Below are 17364 nucleotides of genomic sequence, written 5' to 3'. Positions count from 1 at the left end.
AGAGGGGTCCAACGGCTAGCTGATCACGGCAATCAGGTCGCCCGCCTGGATGACATCGCCCACGGAGACGCTCACCTTGCTGACGGTGCCGTCGACCTCGGCCAACACGGGAATCTCCATCTTCATCGACTCCAACAACACCACGACGTCGCCTTTGCCGATCTGGTCACCCTCGCTCACCACGACTTCGAGCACGCTGGCCACGATCTCGGCGCGGACATCCTCGGCCATCTTCACCCCACTCGTATCGGCCATTGCGCAGGCCGGCTGCTGGTCATCAAGCTTCCGTCAGGCTCGGTGTCTATCGAACCACAGGTGCGGTCCGGACCTCGGCACGCGGGGCTCTGGTCTTGTGCCGTGGGCGGTGCGGGCTCACGTCAGGCGGGTAGGGGGCTATCCCTGCGCGATGCCCGAACGATCCGCTGTCCGATCCCGGCCCGCGCGCAGCATCAGAATCCCGATGACCGAGTAGGCGGTCGCCCCGACGAAGCCGACGAGCGCGCCCGCGCGTGGCATCTGGCGGCTCGCCGCCAGCGTGGCCACGCCATCAATGACATCGGCGAGGATTCCGACCCTCAACCACAATGAGTCCGGCGTAGCGTTCGCCGTAAGGCCGAGTCCGATGCCCAGGTCCCGTCCGCCGACACAACGCAAGAGCGCGGTACCCGCCGCCGGCGGATCGGGTTCGCCGAACCACAGTTCGCCGGGACGTTGAGGCGCCAGCGCGAGCCACAGACCAAGCGCCATCCGTGATAGACCAAATGCCCGAATCAACGTCGACGTCGTCACGTATGTCAGTGTGACGGATGGATTGGAGCGGTCGTACGGTGGCACGGGCTTCGGCGTCGTGCCGATTTCACGTGGTTCGGACCTCGTGAGAGACTGTGCGGCAGGCTGACGGGCGCCGCGCGCCCGCACAAAGACCGATCAACGGAGGGTTCGACCATGGCCAAACGGGGCCGTAAGAAGCGCGACCGCAAGCACAGCAAAGCCAACCACGGCAAGCGGCCCAACGCCTGAGGACCGCTACTGCGACTCGCGGATGACGGTGGTCCGCCGGATCTCCAGCCGTAGCCGCTCGCGGAGGCCTTCGGGGGCCTTCTCGCCCCGGCATTTGGTGGCGATCAACGCCTTGATCCGCTCCTCGAGGCCGTAATGCTTGAAGCAGCCGGGGCACGCTTCGAGGTGGCGGCGCAACTGGTCCCGCGACTCCGGCGTGCACTCGCCGTCGAGCAGGAGCCAGACCTGACGGATCACCTCGGCGCAGCCGACGGCACCGTGGGCGTCGTCGTTGGGGCAGGAGTCGCCCGGGCCGGAAAGCTCGCTCATGACGACACCTCCTCGTGCGCCTGCTGGCCGCGGTTGAAGCCCCGCTCTTTGGCCACGTCAGCCAACAACCCACGCAGCTGACGCCGGCGCGGTGCAGCCGTGACATTACCGTCCCGATGGGCGTGTCCATGATCTCGGCGATTTCCTTGTATGGGAACCCCTCGACATCGGCGTAATAGACGGCCATCCGGAACTCTTCCGGCAACGCCTGCAGCGCTTCCTTGATCTCGGTGTCGGGCAGCGCCTCGAGCGCCTCGACCTCGGCCGAGCGCAGCCCGGTGGACGAGTGCTCGGCGTTGGAGGCCAGCTGCCAGTCGGTGATCTCCTCGGTCGGGTACTCGGCCGGCTGGCGCTGCCGCTTGCGGTAGCTGTTGATGTAGGTGTTGGTCAGGATCCGGTACAGCCACGCCTTGAGATTGGTGCCGGCGCGGAAGGAACGAAACCCCGCGTACGCCTTCACCATCGTCTCTTGCAGCAGGTCTTCGGCGTCGGCGGGATTGCGCGTCATGCGCAGGGCACCGCCGTACAGCTGGTCCAGCAGGGGTATCGCGTCGCGCTCGAAACGCGCCATGAGCTCGGCGTCCGTCTCGTGCGGGGCCGGATCGGGAGCCTCGCGTGCTGTCGCGCCGTCTGTGTCGGCCATGTCGATGAACCCGGTCCCTTCTGCTGCGGTGTCGCCGGGCAGCACTGAAAGCGCCACCGGGCTTGCAGGAACGCAAGCCAACTGCTCGGCACCCATTGGACGGTCCAACAGGCTCGTCGCCGCTGACACCAAACCGCTCCTCCCAATCTAGAGGCTGCCACCGACAGTGTCTGCCCGGGTGCGCCCACGTCACATCAGAGACCGCTTGCTTCAACAGCGGTGGCCGACGTGCTATTTCCGCGGCATCCGGGTCCGCCCGTCCCCCGATCCGGGCGAGCGGGCCAGGACGTTAATGTGGCGCCATGTCCCTCAACGGCAAGACCATGTTCATCTCCGGCGCCAGTCGCGGTATCGGCCTGGCGATCGCCAAACGCGCCGCCCAAGACGGCGCCAACATCGCCCTGATCGCCAAGACCGCCGAGCCGCACCCCAAGCTGCCGGGCACGGTGTACACCGCCGCCAAGGAGCTCGAGGAAGCGGGCGGGGCGGCCCTGCCGATCGTCGGGGACGTCCGCGACCCGGACTCCGTCGAGTCCGCGGTCGCCAAGACCGTCGAGCAGTTCGGCGGCATCGACATCTGCGTCAACAACGCGTCGGCGATCAACCTGGGGTCCATCACCGAGGTGCCGATGAAGCGGTTCGACCTGATGAACGGCATCCAGGTGCGCGGCACGTACGCCGTATCGCAGGCCATCCCGCACCTCAAGGCCGCGGAGAACCCGCACATCCTGACGCTTTCCCCGCCGGTGCTGCTCGGCAAGGAATGGCTGAAGCCGACGGCGTACATGATGGCCAAGTTCGGCATGACGCTGTGCGCGCTGGGCATCGCCGAGGAGATGCGCGAGGCGGGCATCGCGTCCAACACGCTCTGGCCGCACGCATGGTGGCCACCGCCGCGGTGCAGAACCTGCTCGGCGGCGACGAGGCGATGGGACGCGCCCGCAAGCCGGAGGTGTACTCCGACGCGGCCTACGTCATCCTCAACAAGCCCGCCCGCGAGTACACCGGCAACACCCTGCTGTGCGAGGACGTGCTGGTCGAGTCCGGCGTCACCGACCTGTCGGTCTACAACTGCGTCCCGGGTGGGCAGCTCGGTGTCGACTTCTGGGTCGACGGCGTGAACCCGCCGGGGTACACGGGTCCCTAGCGGGGCCGAGCGGTGGGCCGCGCCGCCACGCCCGCGATCGCCGCGTTGGTGAAAGCCGGTGTGGCGCACGAGGTTGTCACCTTCGACCACGATCCGCGGGAACGCTCGTTCGGTGTTGAGGCGGTCCACGCGCTGACGACGGCGCGCGGCATCGCGCCCGAGCAGATCTACAAGACGCTGATCATCGCGGTGCCGGGCGGGCTTGCGGTCGCGATGCTGCCGGCGCCGGCCCGCCTCTCGCTGAAGGCGGCCGCCGCGGCGCTCGGGGTGGCCAAGGCGGACATGGCCGATGCGGCCGTGGCCCAGCGGGCCACCGGCTACCTGGTGGGCGCCGTGTCGCCGTTCGGGCAGCGCAAGGCCCTGCCGGCCGTCGTGGACGCGGGCGCACTGGCCTGGGATCGGGTGTACTGCAGCGCGGGGCGCCGCGGCTGGGACGTCGGGGTTTCACCGCGGGACCTGATCCGGTTGACCGGCGCGGTCACGGCGGACATTGCGGCCTAGAGAGTCCGCGGGCGCCTAGGCCCGTTCGCCCGGTTCGGCCAAGAACTTCTCGATGACGGGCGCGAGCTCGGTCGCGTTGTGTACGACATCGATGTGCCCGCCCGAATGCAGGTGGAGCATCGAATGGGGCAGCAGAGCGTGCAGGATGCGGGCGTTGACCACCGGGATGATCGGGTCGTCGGTGCCCGCCACGATCAGCGTCTCCTGCCGCACGGCCGGCAACGCGAACAGGCTGGTCCAGACGGCGCCCGCGAGCAGCTGGTGCAGGTAGCCCATCTTCGACCCAGCGTGCAATTGCCGCACGAACAACCGGGCCACGTCTTCACCGTGGGCGCGCACGGTACCGCCGTACAGCTCACCGGCGATGGCCGCGGCGTAGTCGGGATCCGAGAACCTGCGCGGGGTAACCATTTTCGACAGCACCGCGGATGGGCCGGCACCATCAGCACGCCGGTACCGGTCGCCACCAGGACGATGCGCCGGCAGCGGCGGGGGTTCTGGAAGGCGAACTGCTGCGCCAGAGCGCCGCCCAGGACAGCCCGAGCACATCGACCACCCCGATGCCCAGCCTCGACAGGACCCGTCCCAGCACCCAGGCGAGGTAGGGAAAGCCGTACGGCAGCGGTGAGGTGGGTGAGCCCCCGGTGCCGGGGACGTCGAACCTGACCACTGTGCGATCGAGTCGCTCCACCAGCGGGTCGAGCACCTCGAGGCTGGCGCCGATGCCGTTGCACAGCACCAGCGGCACGCCGGTTCCACGGTGCACGTTGACCCGGATCCGCTGCCCACCCGCTGACGTAGCGCTCGGCGCCGAGCGTGCTCGGCGTTACCACGCGCAGGCGCCGCTGTTGTGCACCGCGCTTCACTCACTTCTCCATCACGTAGCTGCCGGGGGCCGGGCCGAGTGGCGGAAACCCTTCGCCGCCAAGCGCTTTCGGCGCGTCGACCTCGGGCCCGCTGCGCTCGGCGAGCCAGGCCACATAGTCCGGCCACCAGGAGTCACTCGACTCCTGCGACGACTCAAGCCACCGCTGCGGATCCTCGGCGTCGACCGGACCGGTCCGGTATGACGCCTTCGGGTTGCCCGGCGGGTTGACCAGGGCCGCGATGTGACCGCTGGTGGACAGCACGTACCGGTTGTCCTTGCTGCCGAGAAGCCGCGCGCTGCGGTAGGTGGCCTGCCACGGGAGATGTGGTCGGCGACGCCGCCGACCACGTACGCGTCGGAGGTGATCTTCCCCAGGTCCACCGGGGTGCCGAGCATGCTGACCCCGCCGGGGTTGACGAGCGCGTTCCGCATCGCCATCTGCACCATGTCGCGGTGCAGGGCGGCGGTCATCCGGGTGGTGTCGGCGTTCCAGAACAGCACGTCGAAGGGGGCCGGCTTGCGGCCCTGCACGTAGTTGTTCACCCAGTACCGCCAGACCAGGTCGGTTGGCCGCAGCCACGCGAACATCTCGGCCATGTCCCGCCCGTCCAGATAGCCCTTCCGCCCCGAAACGCGGATGGCCGCCTGGGCGGCGCGGTCGCTCATCATGGCGGCCGCGAACCCGGCCGGGTCTCGTCCAGCACGGTGACGGACAGGTTCAGGCCGGCCACCCGGTCGCCCTCGCCGACACCGGCCAGGTGGGCGGCCGTCATCGCGGCCAGGATGCCGCCCGAGCAGGTGGCGAACAGGTGCGTGCTGTCGGTCCCGGTGATCGCCTGCAGCGCGTCCATCGCCTCGACGATCGCGGCGCCGTACACGTCGAAGCCCCAATCCCGGTGCCGCTTATGCGGATTGCGCCAGGAGATGACGAAGACCTGCTGCCCCTGCTGGACGAAGTATTCGATGATGCTGCGCCCGGGCGCGATGTCCATGACGTAGTACTTGTTGATCACCGGCGGCACCATGAGCAGGGAATCTCGCGCACCTTGGCCGTCTGCGGGGCGTACTGGATCAGCTCGAACATCGACGTCTGCAGCACCACCGCACCCTTGGTGACAGCCAGGCTCTCGCCCACCACGAAGGCGTCGGGCTCCACCATCGCGGGCACCCTCGGCTTCGAAAGCATGTCGCGGGCAAAGGCTTTGACGCCCCGGACCGCGCTCAGCCCGCCGGTGTCGATCATCGCCTTCCAGCCCAGCGGGCTGATCAGCGGGTTGTTGCCGGGCGCCAAACCCTCGACCAGGTTGTCGACAACGAACCGCATCCGCTCCTGGTCCCGCCAGTCCAGCCCGGCGTCGGCGAGCAGCCCTTCGGCAGTCTCCGCGCCCGCGAGATAGGCCTGCATGATCCGGTGCAGCAACGGGTTCTGCTCCCACGCCGGGTCGGCGAATCGCTTGTCGGAGCGCGCCGGAACGCGGTGCGAATTGCCCGCCGCTATGGCGCCGAGCTCGCGGGTGAGCGCGCCGATCCGGCCGGCCACCGCGCCGGGCTGCTGGCCAGGTTGGCGCCGAAGCGCGCCCAGGTGGCGTCCGGCAGCATCCGGCTCGCGAACGGTTTGGTGGCGCTGGTCAGCAGCAGGTCCAGTGGTACGGCGAGCTCATCGGCCGCGGTCTTGGTTGCCATGGTCATCGTGCACTTTCGGTTGTGGGGACGGTGATGTCGCGTTTCTGGACCTTCCCGGTCGGTCCTTTGGGCAGCGCGTCGACGAGCCACACCAGTCGCGGGTATTTGTAGGCACCCGGGCCTTGACGTAGTCGCGCAGCTCTTCCGGCGCGACGGCCGCGCCCTCCTTGAGCGCGACGGCGGCACCGACCTCACCGAGGGAGTCGTGCGGGATGGCGACGACGGCGGCTTCGGCCACCGCCGGGTGCTCGTAGAGCACCTCCTCGATCTCGCGGGGATACACGTTGTACCCGCCGCGGATGATCATGTCCTTGGTCCGGTCGACGATGTAGAAATAGCCGCCGGAGTCGACGCGTCCGATGTCACCGGTGTTCAGCCACCCGTCGGCCGTGATGCTGCCCGCCGTCGCGTCGGGCAGGTTCCAGTAGCCCTTCATCACGTTGTGGCCGCCGGATCTGGACCTCGCCCGTCTCACCCTGCGGCACCTCGACGCCGTCGAGGTCGACCACCCATCTCGACACCCTCGATCGGGGTGCCGATCGAGCCCGCCTTGCGCGGCCGGTTCGGGTGGTTGAACGCCGCCACCGGGGAGCTCTCGGACAACCCGTACCCCTCGAGAACCGGGCAGCCGAAAGCCTTTTCGAAGTCGGTGAGCACCTGGACCGGCAGCGCTGCACCACCCGAGACGCAGGTTCGAAGGCTGTGCGTCGCCCCCGGCACGGCCTCGTCCGCCACGGAGAGCAGCGCCGAATACATTGTCGGCACCCCCTGAAAAACCGTGACCCGGTCACGCTCGATCACCTCGAGCGCCTTGCGGGGGTCGAAGCGCGGAACGAGCGTCAGCATCGCTCCCGCCAGGACCGAAGAATTCAGGCCACAGGTCAGCCCGAAGACATGGAACAACGGCAGACAGCCCATCACCACGTCGTCCGGACCGGTCTCGATCAGGGTGCGGACGCTGACGTCGGCGTTACGGCGCAGATTGCCGTGAGTGAGCATGGCGCCCTTGGGCTTACCCGTGGTCCCAGGTGTGCAGGATGACCGCGATGTCCTCGTCGTCGCGCTGAACTGGGGAGTCCTGGGCGGGCACGCCGGCGAAGCTCGGCCAGCCCGGCGTCGTCGACGAGCCAGCAGCGGGCGCCCGCGTCGCGGGCACCGGTGGTGGCCGTGTCGGCGAAGGCCGGTGTCGCGAACAACGCCCTGGCACCGCTGTTGAGCAGGTAGTAGGCGACCTCCCGGGCCTTGAGCAACGGGTTCACCGGTACCGCGACGGCGCCGCGATACATGATGCCGTAGAAGACAATGGCGAATGCCGGCGTGTTGGGCATCACGCCCACACCCGGCTCCACCCGGCCCGCTCGAGGAGCGTGGCGACCGGGCCGCCGCCGCGTCGAATTCCGCATAGGTGAACCGCAAGTCGTCACAACGCAGCGCCGTGCGTTCTGCGTGGCGATCTTTCGACCTGACCAGATCGGCGCTCAATGCGGTCATGCGGGGCCTCCGGGGAGTGCTTATCGTGCTCGCTTCAAGCGTGATCTCGGCCAGCGCGGGTCACAATGTTTGCGGAAACAACAAGAAGGCCGGTTCGGTGTGAGCGGCCACATTCAAGACCCGGGCATAAGGTTTGCGCTATGGGCGTGGCACCGAGAAACCGCGGTGTTCGGCATGGCGCACCGATCGATCCGTATGTCGCCGAACTCAGCAAGCTCATGCTGTCTCGCGCACCGAAATTGGGAAAGGCGATGGCCGATCTGCTCTGCCGCGACATCGACGCATACCGGGACGGCGGCGTCGTCACCAGGATCAGGTCGCGCAGAGTTGCGCGGCGAACGTGGCGTTCATCTTCGACTCTCTCACCAGCGGCGCCGATGTCGACGTCTCACCCGCCGAGCGCACCGGCACCGAACGTGCGCTCGCGGGCGTGCCGCTACCGGCGGTGATGACCGCCTACCGGATCGGTTTTCGGTTCATGTGGGAGGAGACCCTCGCCACCGCCCGTGCCGCGGCAATACCGACCGACGCCATCCTGGATGCGACGGCACGGATCTTCTTCGCCCAGGAGACGTTCACCCAAGCGATGGCCGACGCTTACCGCCACCAACTCACGACGCAGATCCTGGGCGGGAGGAAGAGCGATCGGCATTGGTGGAAGCGCTGTTGTCCCGCCGGATGACCAACAGGCGGAGCCTCTGGGAGGCCGCCGATCTGCTGCGCCTGCCCACCTCTGGCCCCTATGTCGTGGTGGCGCGGAACTGCCCGCGATCGGGAGGGTGGGGCTGCCGGTGATCGAAAACAAGCTGTCCGCCCGCGATATTCGGTCGGCCTGGCGGCTCCTGCCTGACGTGCAGGTGGGCATCGTCCATCTCAACGGGCCAACGACCGACGCCCTGAACACCCTCGTCGAAGTGCTCGGCCAGGTCGCGATCGCGCGGGTCGGCATCAGCCCGCCGTTTCGCGAACTGGCCGAAACCAGCGACGCGTTGCGACTAGCCCGATTGGCGCTCACCGGCAAACCGTCTGGTGCGTCGCTGATCTCGGTCTTCGACGACACCCGCTGGCCGTGTTGGCGGTCAGCGCGCCCGAGGCGATGGCAAAGATCAGGTCGTCGCTGTTGCGGCGGGTGGACGAACTGCCCGCCGAGGAGCGCGCGGTCCTTCTCGATACCTTCCAGGCTTGGCTGGATTCGGGCGGCTCCGCCAACGACGCCGCGTCGAAAATCTTCTGCCACCCCAACACGGTGCGGCACCGGCTGCGCCGCATCGAGGAGTTGACCGGCCGATCGCTTTCGCGGCCAAGGGATGTCGCCGAGCTGTGCCTGGTGTTCGAGGCGGAGCGGCGGCTCCTAGACTCCCGTCACGCCTTTGGCCCGGCTGCGAACCTGAAGCGCCGTGATGACGTCCACTATGCCGATGGCGATCAGCCAGCAGCCGGCGACCAGGGTCAGGACGGCGATCGAGTCGAGCGGCGAGACGATCAGCACGGCGCCGCCGATCACGATGATCAGCCCGGACAGCACCTGCCAGCCGCGGCCGGGCAGGTGGTCGAACGACAGCGCCGCCGCGAGCAGGGTGAACCCGCGAAACAGCCAGCTAACGCCGATCCATATGGCGAGCAGGGTGACCGCCTCGAATTTGTCGCGAAAGCAAAAGAGGCCGAGAACCAGCGACACGATGCCGGTGATGAACGTCAACACCCTCATCGCGGCCCCGGTGTGTGTGCCGAACGCGGCAAACACATACCCACCCGATCCAAAACCACCAAATAGATGCCGAACAGCACACCCGCCACGAATAGTGTCTTGCCTGGCCAAGCCAGCACGATGGCACCAAGTGCCACCGCCAGGACACCGATGAGCAGAAGCAACTGCCACGCGCTGCGGGCAAGTTGCTGCAGGGACCCTCAAACACGGTCTGGTCGGTATTCGTCATGCCAATATGGTTCGCCATCATCGGCGCAAAGGAAATGTCTTTGGCGAAACAATTCGGTATCACGCGTGGATATCGCGGACAAACGTTGAACCAAATTCCCGTGCATTGTGCGGGGCCGCGCCACCATTTGTCGGCGGGAGACAACGTTGTTGCCCAGTTCGAGCGGCTCGTGGGCTCGTGTGGTCATACACTTTGCGCTACCGCGGGTTCGTATCCCCCTCACGGACCGCCAGATGGAGCGCCACAGGAGGATTGAATGGAAACGAAGCGATCGTTCAACCGGACTCGGCCGGTGTGAAGAAATCGGCCGGCAAAGCGCGCGCCGGGACAATCCTTGCCGCCGGCGCACTGGCATTCGCGGGGTTGATGACGACCGGCGTGGTTGTCAGCCACGCCGACACGATTCAGACCGAGGGTAATACCCAACCCGGGAGGCGTGCCAGAACGCCGGGCCGGGCGTGAAGGCCACCACGCCGGGTACCTGGAACAACTTCTGGTGTATTCCGGATCGGAACATCAACGGTAACTGGAAGCTGGTGCTCAGCAACTAGGCCACGCGTTCGGCCGGACCTGGCTCGGCGGCGTCGCGGTCACGCCCCGGACCGATAACTGTAGAAACCTTCGCCGGACTTCACGCCGAGCTTGCCGGCATCGACGTACGACTGCAGCAACTCCCGCACGTGCCTCGGGAGGTGCGGGAACTCGTCGGCGTAGTGGTTCTCGATGTCGAGCACCACGTCCAGCCCGACCGCGTCCATCATCTGGAACGGACCGGCCGGCACGCCCAGGTTGCTCTTGAACATCCCGTCGACATCCTCTGGGCGCGCCACACCCTCGGCGACCACGGCCAGGGACTCCCGCTTGATCGCCGCCCAGATGCGATTGAAGATGAAGCCGGTGCATTCCTTGCGCGCCTCGAAGGGATGGACGCCGAACTCGGGCAGCACGGTCAGCAGGGTGTCGAGCAGGCGCGGTCGGTCTGCCCGTCGGACATCAGGTCGACGGCGTTGGCCTCGGGCGGCATGTAGAAGTGCGTGTTGCACAAGCGGGTCTTGTCGCGCACGCCGCGGGCCATCAGACGCGACGGATACGACGAAGAGTTGGTGCCGAAGATGGTGCCCGGCGGCGCGGCTTGGTCGATCTGGTCCCACGTTGCGATCTTGATCTCCAGTTTCTCCGGGACGGACTCCACGACAAGCCAGGCGTCGTCCAACGCCTCTTCCAGCGACCCCGCGGCCGTCGCGCCACCCAGTTCACCAAAGCCGCGGTCCTCCAACAGCTTCGGTAGGGCTTCCGCGACGTACTGCACGCGGCGGCGCGCTGTTCGGCGCGCGGGGCGAAGATCCGGACGGTGCCGCCGCGGCTGGCGAACATCAACGCGATGCGGCGGCCCAGCGTTCCCGCCCGACCACCGCGACCGGACGGTTTCGGATGTCATCGAACGAGTATGTGTACGAGCCAGTCACACAGGCATGCTAAGTCCCGCCTCAGCAATTGACGCTAGAGCAGGGTCGCCTGTTCGGGTTCCGGGCCGGCCGGCTCGAGTAGCTGCGGCCCGTTGTTGCGGACGTTGTTGACCAGCGTCGAGACCTCGCGCATGCGGATGCCGCGCACGTCGGGCGGCCGGGTCAGCAGCTCTTCGTCGGCCGGGGCGTCGGGGTCCAGCCAGCGGTCCCACTCCCGTTCGGGCACCACCAGCGGCATCCGGTCATGGATCTCGGCCAGCTCCCCGGGCGCATCGGTGGTGATGATGGTGCAACTCAGCAGGGCGACGCCTCCTGGCGGGCTTCCACACCGACCACAGGCCCGCCATGAACAGCGGCTCGCCGTCCTCGCGGTACATGAAGAACGGCGTCTTGCGGGACTTCTTGCCGGCGACGGCGTCGTTGACGCGCCATTCGTAGTAGCCGTCCATCGGGATCAGGCACCGCTTCGACTTGGCGCTCGACCGGAACGCGGGCGAGGTGGTGACCTTGTCCGCACGGGCGTTGATCAGCATCGGGCCCTTGGTCTCGGGCGCCCCGTCGGCACCGGCCTTGGCCCACGGCACCAGGCCCCAGCGCATCAGCCGGACCCGCCGGGTGGGCTCGTCGTCGGGGTCGCTGTGGCGGCGGACGACCGTCGCGACGGTCGACGTCGGGGCCACGTTGTAGTTGGGCGCCCCGGCGCTCTCCGAGGCGCCGGTGGCCTCGTCGATCGCCTTGATCTTCTGGGCCAGCAGAGCCGGATCCGTGGTGACCGCGAACCGTCCACATAACTCCATGGTGGCAGAGCCACGGCACTCCCATTGGTGGCAGAGCCACCAAGACACGCCATGATGGACCGGTGAGTATGTGGACGGCCCCCAGCGCACCGCAACCGGTGCACGCGACCGTGACCGTTCCGGGCTCGAAGTCGCAGACCAACCGGGCGCTGGTGCTGGCGGCGCTGGCGGCCGCGCAGGGCCCGCCGACTGGGGGCACCCCGAGCATCAGCGGGGCGCTGCGCAGCCGGGACACCGACCTGATGATCGGCGCGCTGCGCGCACTGGGTTTGCGCGTCGACGGCACGGGATCCGAGCTGACGGTCAGTGGCCGCATCGCGCCCGGGCCCGACGCGCGGGTGGATTGCGGCCTGGCCGGTACGGTCCTGCGCTTCGTGCCGCCGCTGGCCGCGCTGGCCGAAGCGGTGGTCGAGTTCGACGGCGACGAGCAGGCCCGGGTGCGGCCCATCGCGCCGCTGCTCGACGCCCTGCGCGGCCTGGGCGTGCCGATCGAGGGCGCGGGTCTGCCCTTTCGCGTGCACGGCAGCGGGTCGGTCGCCGGGGGCACCGTGGCGATCGACGCCTCGGCGTCGTCGCAGTTCGTCTCGGGGCTGCTGTTGTGCGCGCCGTCGTTCGCCGAGGGCCTGACCGTGCAGCACACCGGCGCGACGCTGCCGTCGGCGCCGCACATCGCGATGACCGTGCAGATGCTGCGGCAGGCCGGGGTCGACGTCGACGATTCGGTGCCCAACCGCTGGCGGGTGCGCCCCGGCCCGGTCGCGGCCCGGCGCTGGGAGGTCGAACCCGATCTGACGAACGCCGTGCCGTTCCTGGCGGCGGCCGTGGTCAGCGGTGGAACGGTCCGCATCACCGGCTGGCCGGCCGCCAGCGTGCAACCCGCCGAGAACATCCTGACCGTGCTGGGCAAGCTGAACGCCGTTGTCAACCAAGGTGATTCGTTCCTCGAGGTGCAGGGTTCCGCCGACTACGACGGGTTCGACGTCGACCTGCGCGCCGTCGGCGAACTGACCCCGGCGGTGGCGGCGCTGGCCGCGCTGGCGAAGCCCGGATCGGTGTCGCGCCTGTCCGGCATCGGGCACCTGCGGGGCCACGAGACCGACCGGCTCGCCGCGCTGAGCGCCGAGATCAATCGCCTCGGCGGCGACTGCACGGAAACACCCGACGGCTTGGTGATCACCGCGGCACCGCTGCGGCCCGGCGTCTGGCGCGCCTACGCCGACCACCGGATGGCGATGGCGGGCGCGATCGTCGGGCTGCGGGTGGCCGGGGTCCAGGTGGACGACATCGGCTCCACCTCCAAGACGCTGCCCGAGTTTCCGCAGCTGTGGGCGCACATGCTGGAGTCCGATATTTGAGGCCCGGCGATTACGACGAGTCCGACGTCAGGGTCCGCTCCGGCAGGGGCTCGCGACCGCGCACCAAGACTCGTCCCGAGCACGCCGACGCCGAGCCGGCGATGGTGATCAGCGTCGACCGCGGCCGCTGGGGGTGCGTGCTCGGCGGGGACCCCGATCGGCGGGTCACGGCCATGCGGGCCAGGGAACTGGGCCGCACCCCGATCGTGGTCGGTGACGAGGTCGACATCGTCGGCGATCTGTCCGGGCGGCTGGACACGCTGGCCCGCATCGTGCGGCGCGGGGAACGGCGAACGGTGTTGCGCCACACGGCCGACGACACCGACCCCACCGAACGCGTGGTGGTCGCCAACGCCGACCAGTTGCTGATCGTGGTGGCGCTGGCAGACCCGCCGCCGCGCACCGGCCTGGTCGACCGCGCGCTGATCGCCGCCTTCGCCGGCGGGCTGACGCCGATTCTGTGCCTGACCAAGACCGACCTCGCGCCGCCGGAGCCGTTCGCCGCGCAGTTCGTCGACCTGGACCTGACGGTCGTCGTGGCGGGCCGCGATGACCCGCTGCTCGCGGTGGCCGACCTGCTGGCCGGCAAGATCACCGTGCTGCTCGGGCATTCCGGCGTCGGCAAGTCCACGTTGGTGAATCGCCTCGTGCCCGAGGCGGAGCGGGCCGTCGGCGAGGTCACCGACATCGGCCGAGGGCGGCACACCTCCACCCAATCGGTCGCGCTGCCCCTCGCCACATCGGGCTGGGTGGTCGACACCCCGGGCATCCGGTCGTTCGGGCTGGCCCACATCCAACCCGACGACGTGCTGATGGCCTTCTCGGACCTCGCCGAGGCGATCGAGAACTGCCCGCGCGGCTGCGGACACATGGGCCCCCCGGCCGACCCCGAGTGCGCGCTCGACACCCTGTCCGGCCCGCCGCCCGCCGCGTGGGGGCCGCGCGCCGGCTGCTGGCCGCGCTCAACCAGACTTAGCCAGCCGCATGCCCAGCTCGTCGGGCGGAACCAAATGCCCTTCGGTGCAACGGTTTCGACGCCCGCTTCGGCGCCACACCCAGATGCGTCAGGCGCAGGCGGTTGCGCCCCGGCAGGTGGCGCCGACCCACTCGAACATCGCCCACACCACCGGCATGAAGTCGATGCCGGCCTCGGTGAGCACATATTCTTGGCGGCGGCGTTGCCCGGGCTCGTGGTACGGCCGGCGCTTCAAGCCCCAGCTCGACAAGCTCGGACAGCCGCGCCGAGGTGGCGGCCTTGGTGATGCCCACCCGGCGGGCGAAGTCGTCGAAGCGTGTCGTGCCGTAGTAGGCCTCGCGCATGATGAGCATCGCGGATTTGGTGCCCACCACCGCCATGGTCTTCTCGATCGCACATTCGCCGCGGCCGACCAGGCATCGCGGTCGGCCAGCGGTCCCTGCAGCAGTGTCATAGATCACCTCCCCGTCTGGGTTGCGTTTAGTGTACCTAGATGTTTATCTGGGTACAGCGATCTATACCTAGATGGCTGGGACTCGAGGAGGAGCCATGAACCGCGACGCCGTCATCGTCGGAGCCGTCCGCACCCCAATCGGCAAGGGCAAACCCAGCGGTGCCCTGCACGACGTGTTGCCCGCCGACCTGCTGGCGCACAGCCTGCGCGAACTGGTGGCGCGCACCGGCGTGGACGCGGCGCAGGTGGACGACGTCATCGCCGGCGCGGTGGCCCAGGTCGGCGACCAGGCAGTCAACATCGCCCGCAATGCGCTGCTGGGTGCCGGGTTCCCGGAGTCGGTTCCCGGCGTCACGATCGACCGGTGCGGCAGCAGCCAGCAGGCCATCAGCTTCGCCGCGCAGGGCGTCGTTTCCGGCGCCTACGACCTGGTCGTGGCGCGGGGGGAGTCGATGGGCCGCGTCCCCATGGGCAGCTCGGTGCTGCCGGGCAGCAATCCCTTCGGCGACGACATGACGCGTCGCTATCCCGACGGCCTGGTGCCGCAGGGCATCAGCGCCAATTGATCGCGGCGAAATGGGGATTCTCACGCACCCAGCTCGACGAGTTCTCCGCCGGCAGCCATGACAAGGCCGCCCGCGCGACCAAAGACGGGCTCTTCGACAACGAGCTGATCCCCATCGCCGGCCTTGCCGCCGACGAATTCATCCGGCCCGGCACGACGGTGCAGACGCTGGCCGGGCTGCAGCCCGCGTTCTACAGCGAGGCGATGAATGCCCGCTTCCCGCAGATCAATTGGGAGATCACCGCCGGCAACTCCTCGCCGCTCTCCGATGGAAGCGCCGCGGTCATGATCGCCAGCGGCGAGGCCGCCAAGAAACGGCCTGCGCCCGCTGGCCCGCCACCACCACCACCGTGGTGGGCTCCGATCCGCTCTACATGCTGACCGGGGTCATCCCGGCCACCGAGAAGGTGCTGCGGCGGGCCGGCCTGACGCTGGCCGACATCGACCTGTTCGAGGTGAACGAGGCCTTCGCGCCCGTCGTGCTCGCGTGGGCCAAGGACACCGGCGCCGACCTGGCCAAGACCAACGTCAACGGCGGTGCCATCGCGATCGGCCACCCTCGGCGCCAGCGGTGCCCGCATCATGACCACGCTGGTCAACGCCCTCGAACAGCGCGGCGGACGGTACGGGCTGCAGACGATGTGCGAGGGCGGCGGCATGGCCAACGCCACGATCATCGAGCGGCTGTAATGTCTTCCGACACCGTCTCGAAAGTCTTCGTCATCGGCGGCACCGGAGCCCAGGGCATCCCGGTCATACGTGCCCTGGTCTCCGACGAGAGTACTCGGTTCGATTCCTCAGCCGCGACCCCGGCTCCCGGCGAGCCAAGGACCTGCTCGCACTCGACAATGTCTCGGTCGGTCAAGGCTCGTTCGCCGACGAGGCCGTCCTGCGGGAAGGATTCGCGGTTGTGACGGAGCGTTTGTCAACATCGACGGGTTCAACACCGGCGAGAAGACCGAGACCTATTGGGCCATCCGCAGCTACGAGATCGCCATCGAAGAGGGTGTGAAATTCTTCGTCTACGGAAACCTGGACTACGGCCTCAAGAAATCGGGATACGACACGCGCTTCCGGACCGGCCACTACGACGGCAAGGGCCGCGTGGGCGAGTGGATCCTGTTCCAGAATCAGGTGAATGGCGATCGGATGGGTGCGGCGGTCTTCACGACGGGTCCCTACATCGAGATGGTGCTCTCGCCCGGGACGCCCATGACGCCCACCGTCGAGGACGGCGTCTTGACGTGGCGGGTCCCGCTCGGTGAGGGCGCTGTGCCCCATCTGGCTCTCGAAGATTGCGGATATTATGTCCGTTGGATTTTCGACCATCCCGAGCGCGCGAACGGCATCGATCTCGGAGTCGCCGTTGACCATATCGCCTACGCGGATCTTGCTGCGGCGTTTGAGAACGTCACCGGACATCCGGCGCAGTACATCGACACCGATTTGGACACGTACTTCAGGGACGGCCCCCTCGGTAGAATCGCGGATGCGCCTGCCGGGTACAACGCGGACCCAAACGACAAGAGCACCATGAATGTCCGCGACAACTTCACGGGATTCTGGAATCTCTGGAAACACGGAGTCGTTGAACGCGATTACGCTCTGCTCGATGAGATTCACCCGAATCGGATAAGGAGCGCCGAGTGGTTCCGGCGCGAGGACCAGCGGGGACGAGCGCTGGGCAAGGCGGCCTGTGGGAGAGGGTTCAACTGGAGAACCGGGCTCCGATCCTCAAGACCGGTGAGGATCTAAGGACAGGGAAGCTGTAGATCTAGTTCTGAAAGGCACAGGTAGACATGGACTTCCGACGTCATACAATATCCCGGGCGGTGGGGCCAGTCCGATGACCGAGACCCGGTTCGAGGGCGTGCGGGTGCGCTACGCCAGCACCAAACTACGACGAACTGTGCGCCGCCTTACTGGCAGACATCGGTGAGCGGCCGGTGCCCATCAACGACATCGCGACGAGCAGCGATGACTGGGAGTCCTACCGGCAGCGCGTCGAATCCCATGGGGCCCAGCGGATTCATGCTGTTCGGGGTGTTCGACCACGGTGCGTGGATCACCAGGGCGGGCATCGACCGCAAGGCGGTCCGCGTCATCCTCGGCAACCCGTTGATCGCGATCACGATGCTGCGCCACGACGTGA

The 17364-nt window shown here is 68.0% G+C and carries 14 protein-coding genes and 13 pseudogenes; 12 read left to right on the top strand and 15 right to left on the bottom strand.

Going from position 1 to position 17364, the window contains the following annotated elements; genetic code table 11:
- Window positions 1–15: 15 nt before the first annotated feature.
- Both G6N37_RS00100 and G6N37_RS00095 read right to left on the bottom strand, forming a co-directional pair.
- Complete coding sequence (locus G6N37_RS00100; RefSeq protein ID WP_073876250.1) at window positions 16–231, bottom strand: biotin/lipoyl-binding carrier protein; 216 nt, start codon at window positions 229–231, stop codon at window positions 16–18.
- Between the two features lie 162 nt (window positions 232–393).
- Window positions 394–789 carry a hypothetical protein gene (locus G6N37_RS00095; RefSeq protein ID WP_163674219.1) on the bottom strand — a complete coding sequence of 132 codons (396 nt, stop codon included), beginning with the start codon at window positions 787–789 and terminating at the stop codon, window positions 394–396.
- Window positions 790–945: 156 nt separating this feature from the next.
- Between G6N37_RS00095 and G6N37_RS26575 the strand changes: the two genes are divergently transcribed.
- A complete protein-coding gene (locus G6N37_RS26575; RefSeq protein ID WP_011728008.1) occupies window positions 946–1020 on the top strand; it encodes a 50S ribosomal protein bL37 in 75 nt (24 codons plus the stop codon).
- A gap of 6 nt (window positions 1021–1026) precedes the next feature.
- On the opposite strand, the gene rsrA is transcribed toward G6N37_RS26575, so the two are convergent.
- Both rsrA and G6N37_RS00085 read right to left on the bottom strand, forming a co-directional pair.
- The gene (gene rsrA / locus G6N37_RS00090; protein WP_163674216.1) at window positions 1027–1329 is read right to left on the bottom strand and encodes a mycothiol system anti-sigma-R factor; all 303 of its coding nucleotides are present in this window, start codon (window positions 1327–1329) and stop codon (window positions 1027–1029) included.
- Window positions 1326–1972, bottom strand: a pseudogene (locus tag G6N37_RS00085) (sigma-70 family RNA polymerase sigma factor). The gene rsrA and the pseudogene G6N37_RS00085 overlap by 4 nt, the downstream one beginning before the upstream one ends.
- Window positions 1973–2274: 302 nt before the next feature.
- Between G6N37_RS00085 and G6N37_RS00080 the strand changes: the two are divergent.
- Window positions 2275–3119, top strand: a pseudogene (locus G6N37_RS00080) (SDR family oxidoreductase).
- Window positions 3120–3131: 12 nt separating this feature from the next.
- Complete coding sequence (locus tag G6N37_RS00075; protein ID WP_163674213.1) at window positions 3132–3620, top strand: YbaK/EbsC family protein; 489 nt, start codon at window positions 3132–3134, stop codon at window positions 3618–3620.
- A gap of 15 nt (window positions 3621–3635) precedes the next feature.
- On the opposite strand, the pseudogene G6N37_RS00070 reads toward G6N37_RS00075, so the two are convergent.
- Both G6N37_RS00070 and G6N37_RS26095 read right to left on the bottom strand, forming a co-directional pair.
- A pseudogene (locus G6N37_RS00070) lies at window positions 3636–4398 on the bottom strand (alpha/beta fold hydrolase).
- 88 nt (window positions 4399–4486) lie between these two features.
- Complete coding sequence (locus G6N37_RS26095; protein WP_232075193.1) at window positions 4487–4750, bottom strand: hypothetical protein; 264 nt, start codon at window positions 4748–4750, stop codon at window positions 4487–4489.
- A 60-nt stretch (window positions 4751–4810) separates the two neighbouring features.
- Between G6N37_RS26095 and G6N37_RS26090 the strand changes: the two genes are divergently transcribed.
- Window positions 4811–5023, top strand: a complete 213-nt coding sequence (locus G6N37_RS26090; RefSeq protein WP_232075191.1) for a hypothetical protein — start codon at window positions 4811–4813, stop codon at window positions 5021–5023.
- Window positions 5024–5153: 130 nt separating this feature from the next.
- Here the strand turns inward: G6N37_RS26090 and G6N37_RS26085 are convergent.
- From G6N37_RS26085 to G6N37_RS26520, 5 genes and pseudogenes are all read right to left on the bottom strand, one after another.
- Window positions 5154–5893, bottom strand: a pseudogene (locus tag G6N37_RS26085) (hypothetical protein).
- Between the two features lie 89 nt (window positions 5894–5982).
- The gene (locus tag G6N37_RS26080) at window positions 5983–6171 is read right to left on the bottom strand and encodes a hypothetical protein (RefSeq protein WP_232075189.1); all 189 of its coding nucleotides are present in this window, start codon (window positions 6169–6171) and stop codon (window positions 5983–5985) included.
- Window positions 6146–6646, bottom strand: a complete 501-nt coding sequence (locus G6N37_RS26075) for an AMP-binding enzyme (RefSeq protein ID WP_269475737.1) — start codon at window positions 6644–6646, stop codon at window positions 6146–6148. The genes G6N37_RS26080 and G6N37_RS26075 overlap by 26 nt, the downstream gene beginning before the upstream one ends.
- Window positions 6643–7170 (bottom strand): AMP-binding protein, encoded by a 528-nt coding sequence (locus G6N37_RS26430; protein ID WP_269475736.1) that lies wholly within the window; start codon window positions 7168–7170, stop codon window positions 6643–6645. Before G6N37_RS26430 ends, G6N37_RS26075 begins: the two co-directional genes overlap by 4 nt.
- The gene (locus tag G6N37_RS26520) at window positions 7116–7457 is read right to left on the bottom strand and encodes a hypothetical protein (protein WP_332107595.1); all 342 of its coding nucleotides are present in this window, start codon (window positions 7455–7457) and stop codon (window positions 7116–7118) included. The genes G6N37_RS26430 and G6N37_RS26520 overlap by 55 nt, the downstream gene beginning before the upstream one ends.
- Before the next feature lie 545 nt (window positions 7458–8002).
- On the opposite strand from G6N37_RS26520, the gene G6N37_RS26065 reads away from it, so the two are divergent.
- Complete coding sequence (locus G6N37_RS26065; protein ID WP_232075188.1) at window positions 8003–8344, top strand: hypothetical protein; 342 nt, start codon at window positions 8003–8005, stop codon at window positions 8342–8344.
- Window positions 8345–8758: 414 nt separating this feature from the next.
- Window positions 8759–8935, top strand: a pseudogene (locus G6N37_RS26060) (helix-turn-helix domain-containing protein); the annotation flags it as partial.
- Between the two features lie 78 nt (window positions 8936–9013).
- On the opposite strand, the gene G6N37_RS26055 reads toward G6N37_RS26060, so the two are convergent.
- Complete coding sequence (locus G6N37_RS26055; RefSeq protein ID WP_232075187.1) at window positions 9014–9361, bottom strand: HdeD family acid-resistance protein; 348 nt, start codon at window positions 9359–9361, stop codon at window positions 9014–9016.
- A 604-nt stretch (window positions 9362–9965) separates the two neighbouring features.
- Between G6N37_RS26055 and G6N37_RS26515 the strand changes: the two are divergent.
- Window positions 9966–10150, top strand: a pseudogene (locus G6N37_RS26515) (hypothetical protein).
- A gap of 39 nt (window positions 10151–10189) precedes the next feature.
- Here G6N37_RS26515 and G6N37_RS00040 read toward each other — a convergent pair.
- A pseudogene (locus G6N37_RS00040) lies at window positions 10190–11065 on the bottom strand (3-hydroxyacyl-CoA dehydrogenase family protein).
- A gap of 34 nt (window positions 11066–11099) precedes the next feature.
- Window positions 11100–11862, bottom strand: a pseudogene (locus G6N37_RS00035) (SOS response-associated peptidase).
- Between the two features lie 62 nt (window positions 11863–11924).
- Here G6N37_RS00035 and aroA point away from each other — a divergent pair.
- Together aroA and rsgA are read left to right on the top strand one after the other, a co-directional pair.
- Window positions 11925–13217, top strand: coding sequence for a 3-phosphoshikimate 1-carboxyvinyltransferase (gene aroA, locus G6N37_RS00030; protein WP_163674210.1), 1293 nt, complete (start codon window positions 11925–11927; stop codon window positions 13215–13217).
- Window positions 13214–14193: pseudogene (rsgA, locus tag G6N37_RS00025) on the top strand (ribosome small subunit-dependent GTPase A). The gene aroA and the pseudogene rsgA overlap by 4 nt, the downstream one beginning before the upstream one ends.
- On the opposite strand, the pseudogene G6N37_RS00020 reads toward rsgA, so the two are convergent.
- Window positions 14180–14647, bottom strand: a pseudogene (locus tag G6N37_RS00020) (winged helix-turn-helix transcriptional regulator). The pseudogenes rsgA and G6N37_RS00020 sit on opposite strands and share 14 nt — an antisense overlap.
- A gap of 95 nt (window positions 14648–14742) precedes the next feature.
- Between G6N37_RS00020 and G6N37_RS00015 the strand changes: the two are divergent.
- The 3 pseudogenes from G6N37_RS00015 to G6N37_RS26045 all read left to right on the top strand — a co-directional run.
- Window positions 14743–15902: pseudogene (locus tag G6N37_RS00015) on the top strand (acetyl-CoA C-acyltransferase).
- A pseudogene (locus G6N37_RS00010) lies at window positions 15902–16984 on the top strand (NmrA family NAD(P)-binding protein). The pseudogenes G6N37_RS00015 and G6N37_RS00010 overlap by 1 nt, the downstream one beginning before the upstream one ends.
- Before the next feature lie 74 nt (window positions 16985–17058).
- Window positions 17059–17363, top strand: a pseudogene (locus G6N37_RS26045) (DUF302 domain-containing protein); the annotation flags it as partial.
- Between the last annotated feature and the right edge of the window lies 1 nt (window position 17364).

This window comes from Mycobacterium seoulense, from assembly GCF_010731595.1.
Lineage (GTDB): Bacteria > Actinomycetota > Actinomycetes > Mycobacteriales > Mycobacteriaceae > Mycobacterium > Mycobacterium seoulense.
The sequence above is the reverse complement of the archived record's forward strand: the minus strand, read 5'-3'. Positions and strand labels throughout refer to the sequence as shown.

What these genes read in the sequence shown, in the direction of transcription:
- G6N37_RS26430 (WP_269475736.1), bottom strand. Translation starts at nt 7,170, where the DNA reads ATGCTCACTCACGGCAATCTGCGCCGTAACGCCGACGTCAGCGTCCGC.
- G6N37_RS26080 (WP_232075189.1), bottom strand. Translation starts at nt 6,171, where the DNA reads ATGGCAACCAAGACCGCGGCCGATGAGCTCGCCGTACCACTGGACCTG.
- G6N37_RS00100 (WP_073876250.1), bottom strand. Translation starts at nt 231, where the DNA reads ATGGCCGAGGATGTCCGCGCCGAGATCGTGGCCAGCGTGCTCGAAGTC.
- rsrA (WP_163674216.1), bottom strand. Translation starts at nt 1,329, where the DNA reads ATGAGCGAGCTTTCCGGCCCGGGCGACTCCTGCCCCAACGACGACGCC.
- G6N37_RS26520 (WP_332107595.1), bottom strand. Translation starts at nt 7,457, where the DNA reads ATGTATCGCGGCGCCGTCGCGGTACCGGTGAACCCGTTGCTCAAGGCC.
- G6N37_RS26090 (WP_232075191.1), top strand. Translation starts at nt 4,811, where the DNA reads ATGTGGTCGGCGACGCCGCCGACCACGTACGCGTCGGAGGTGATCTTC.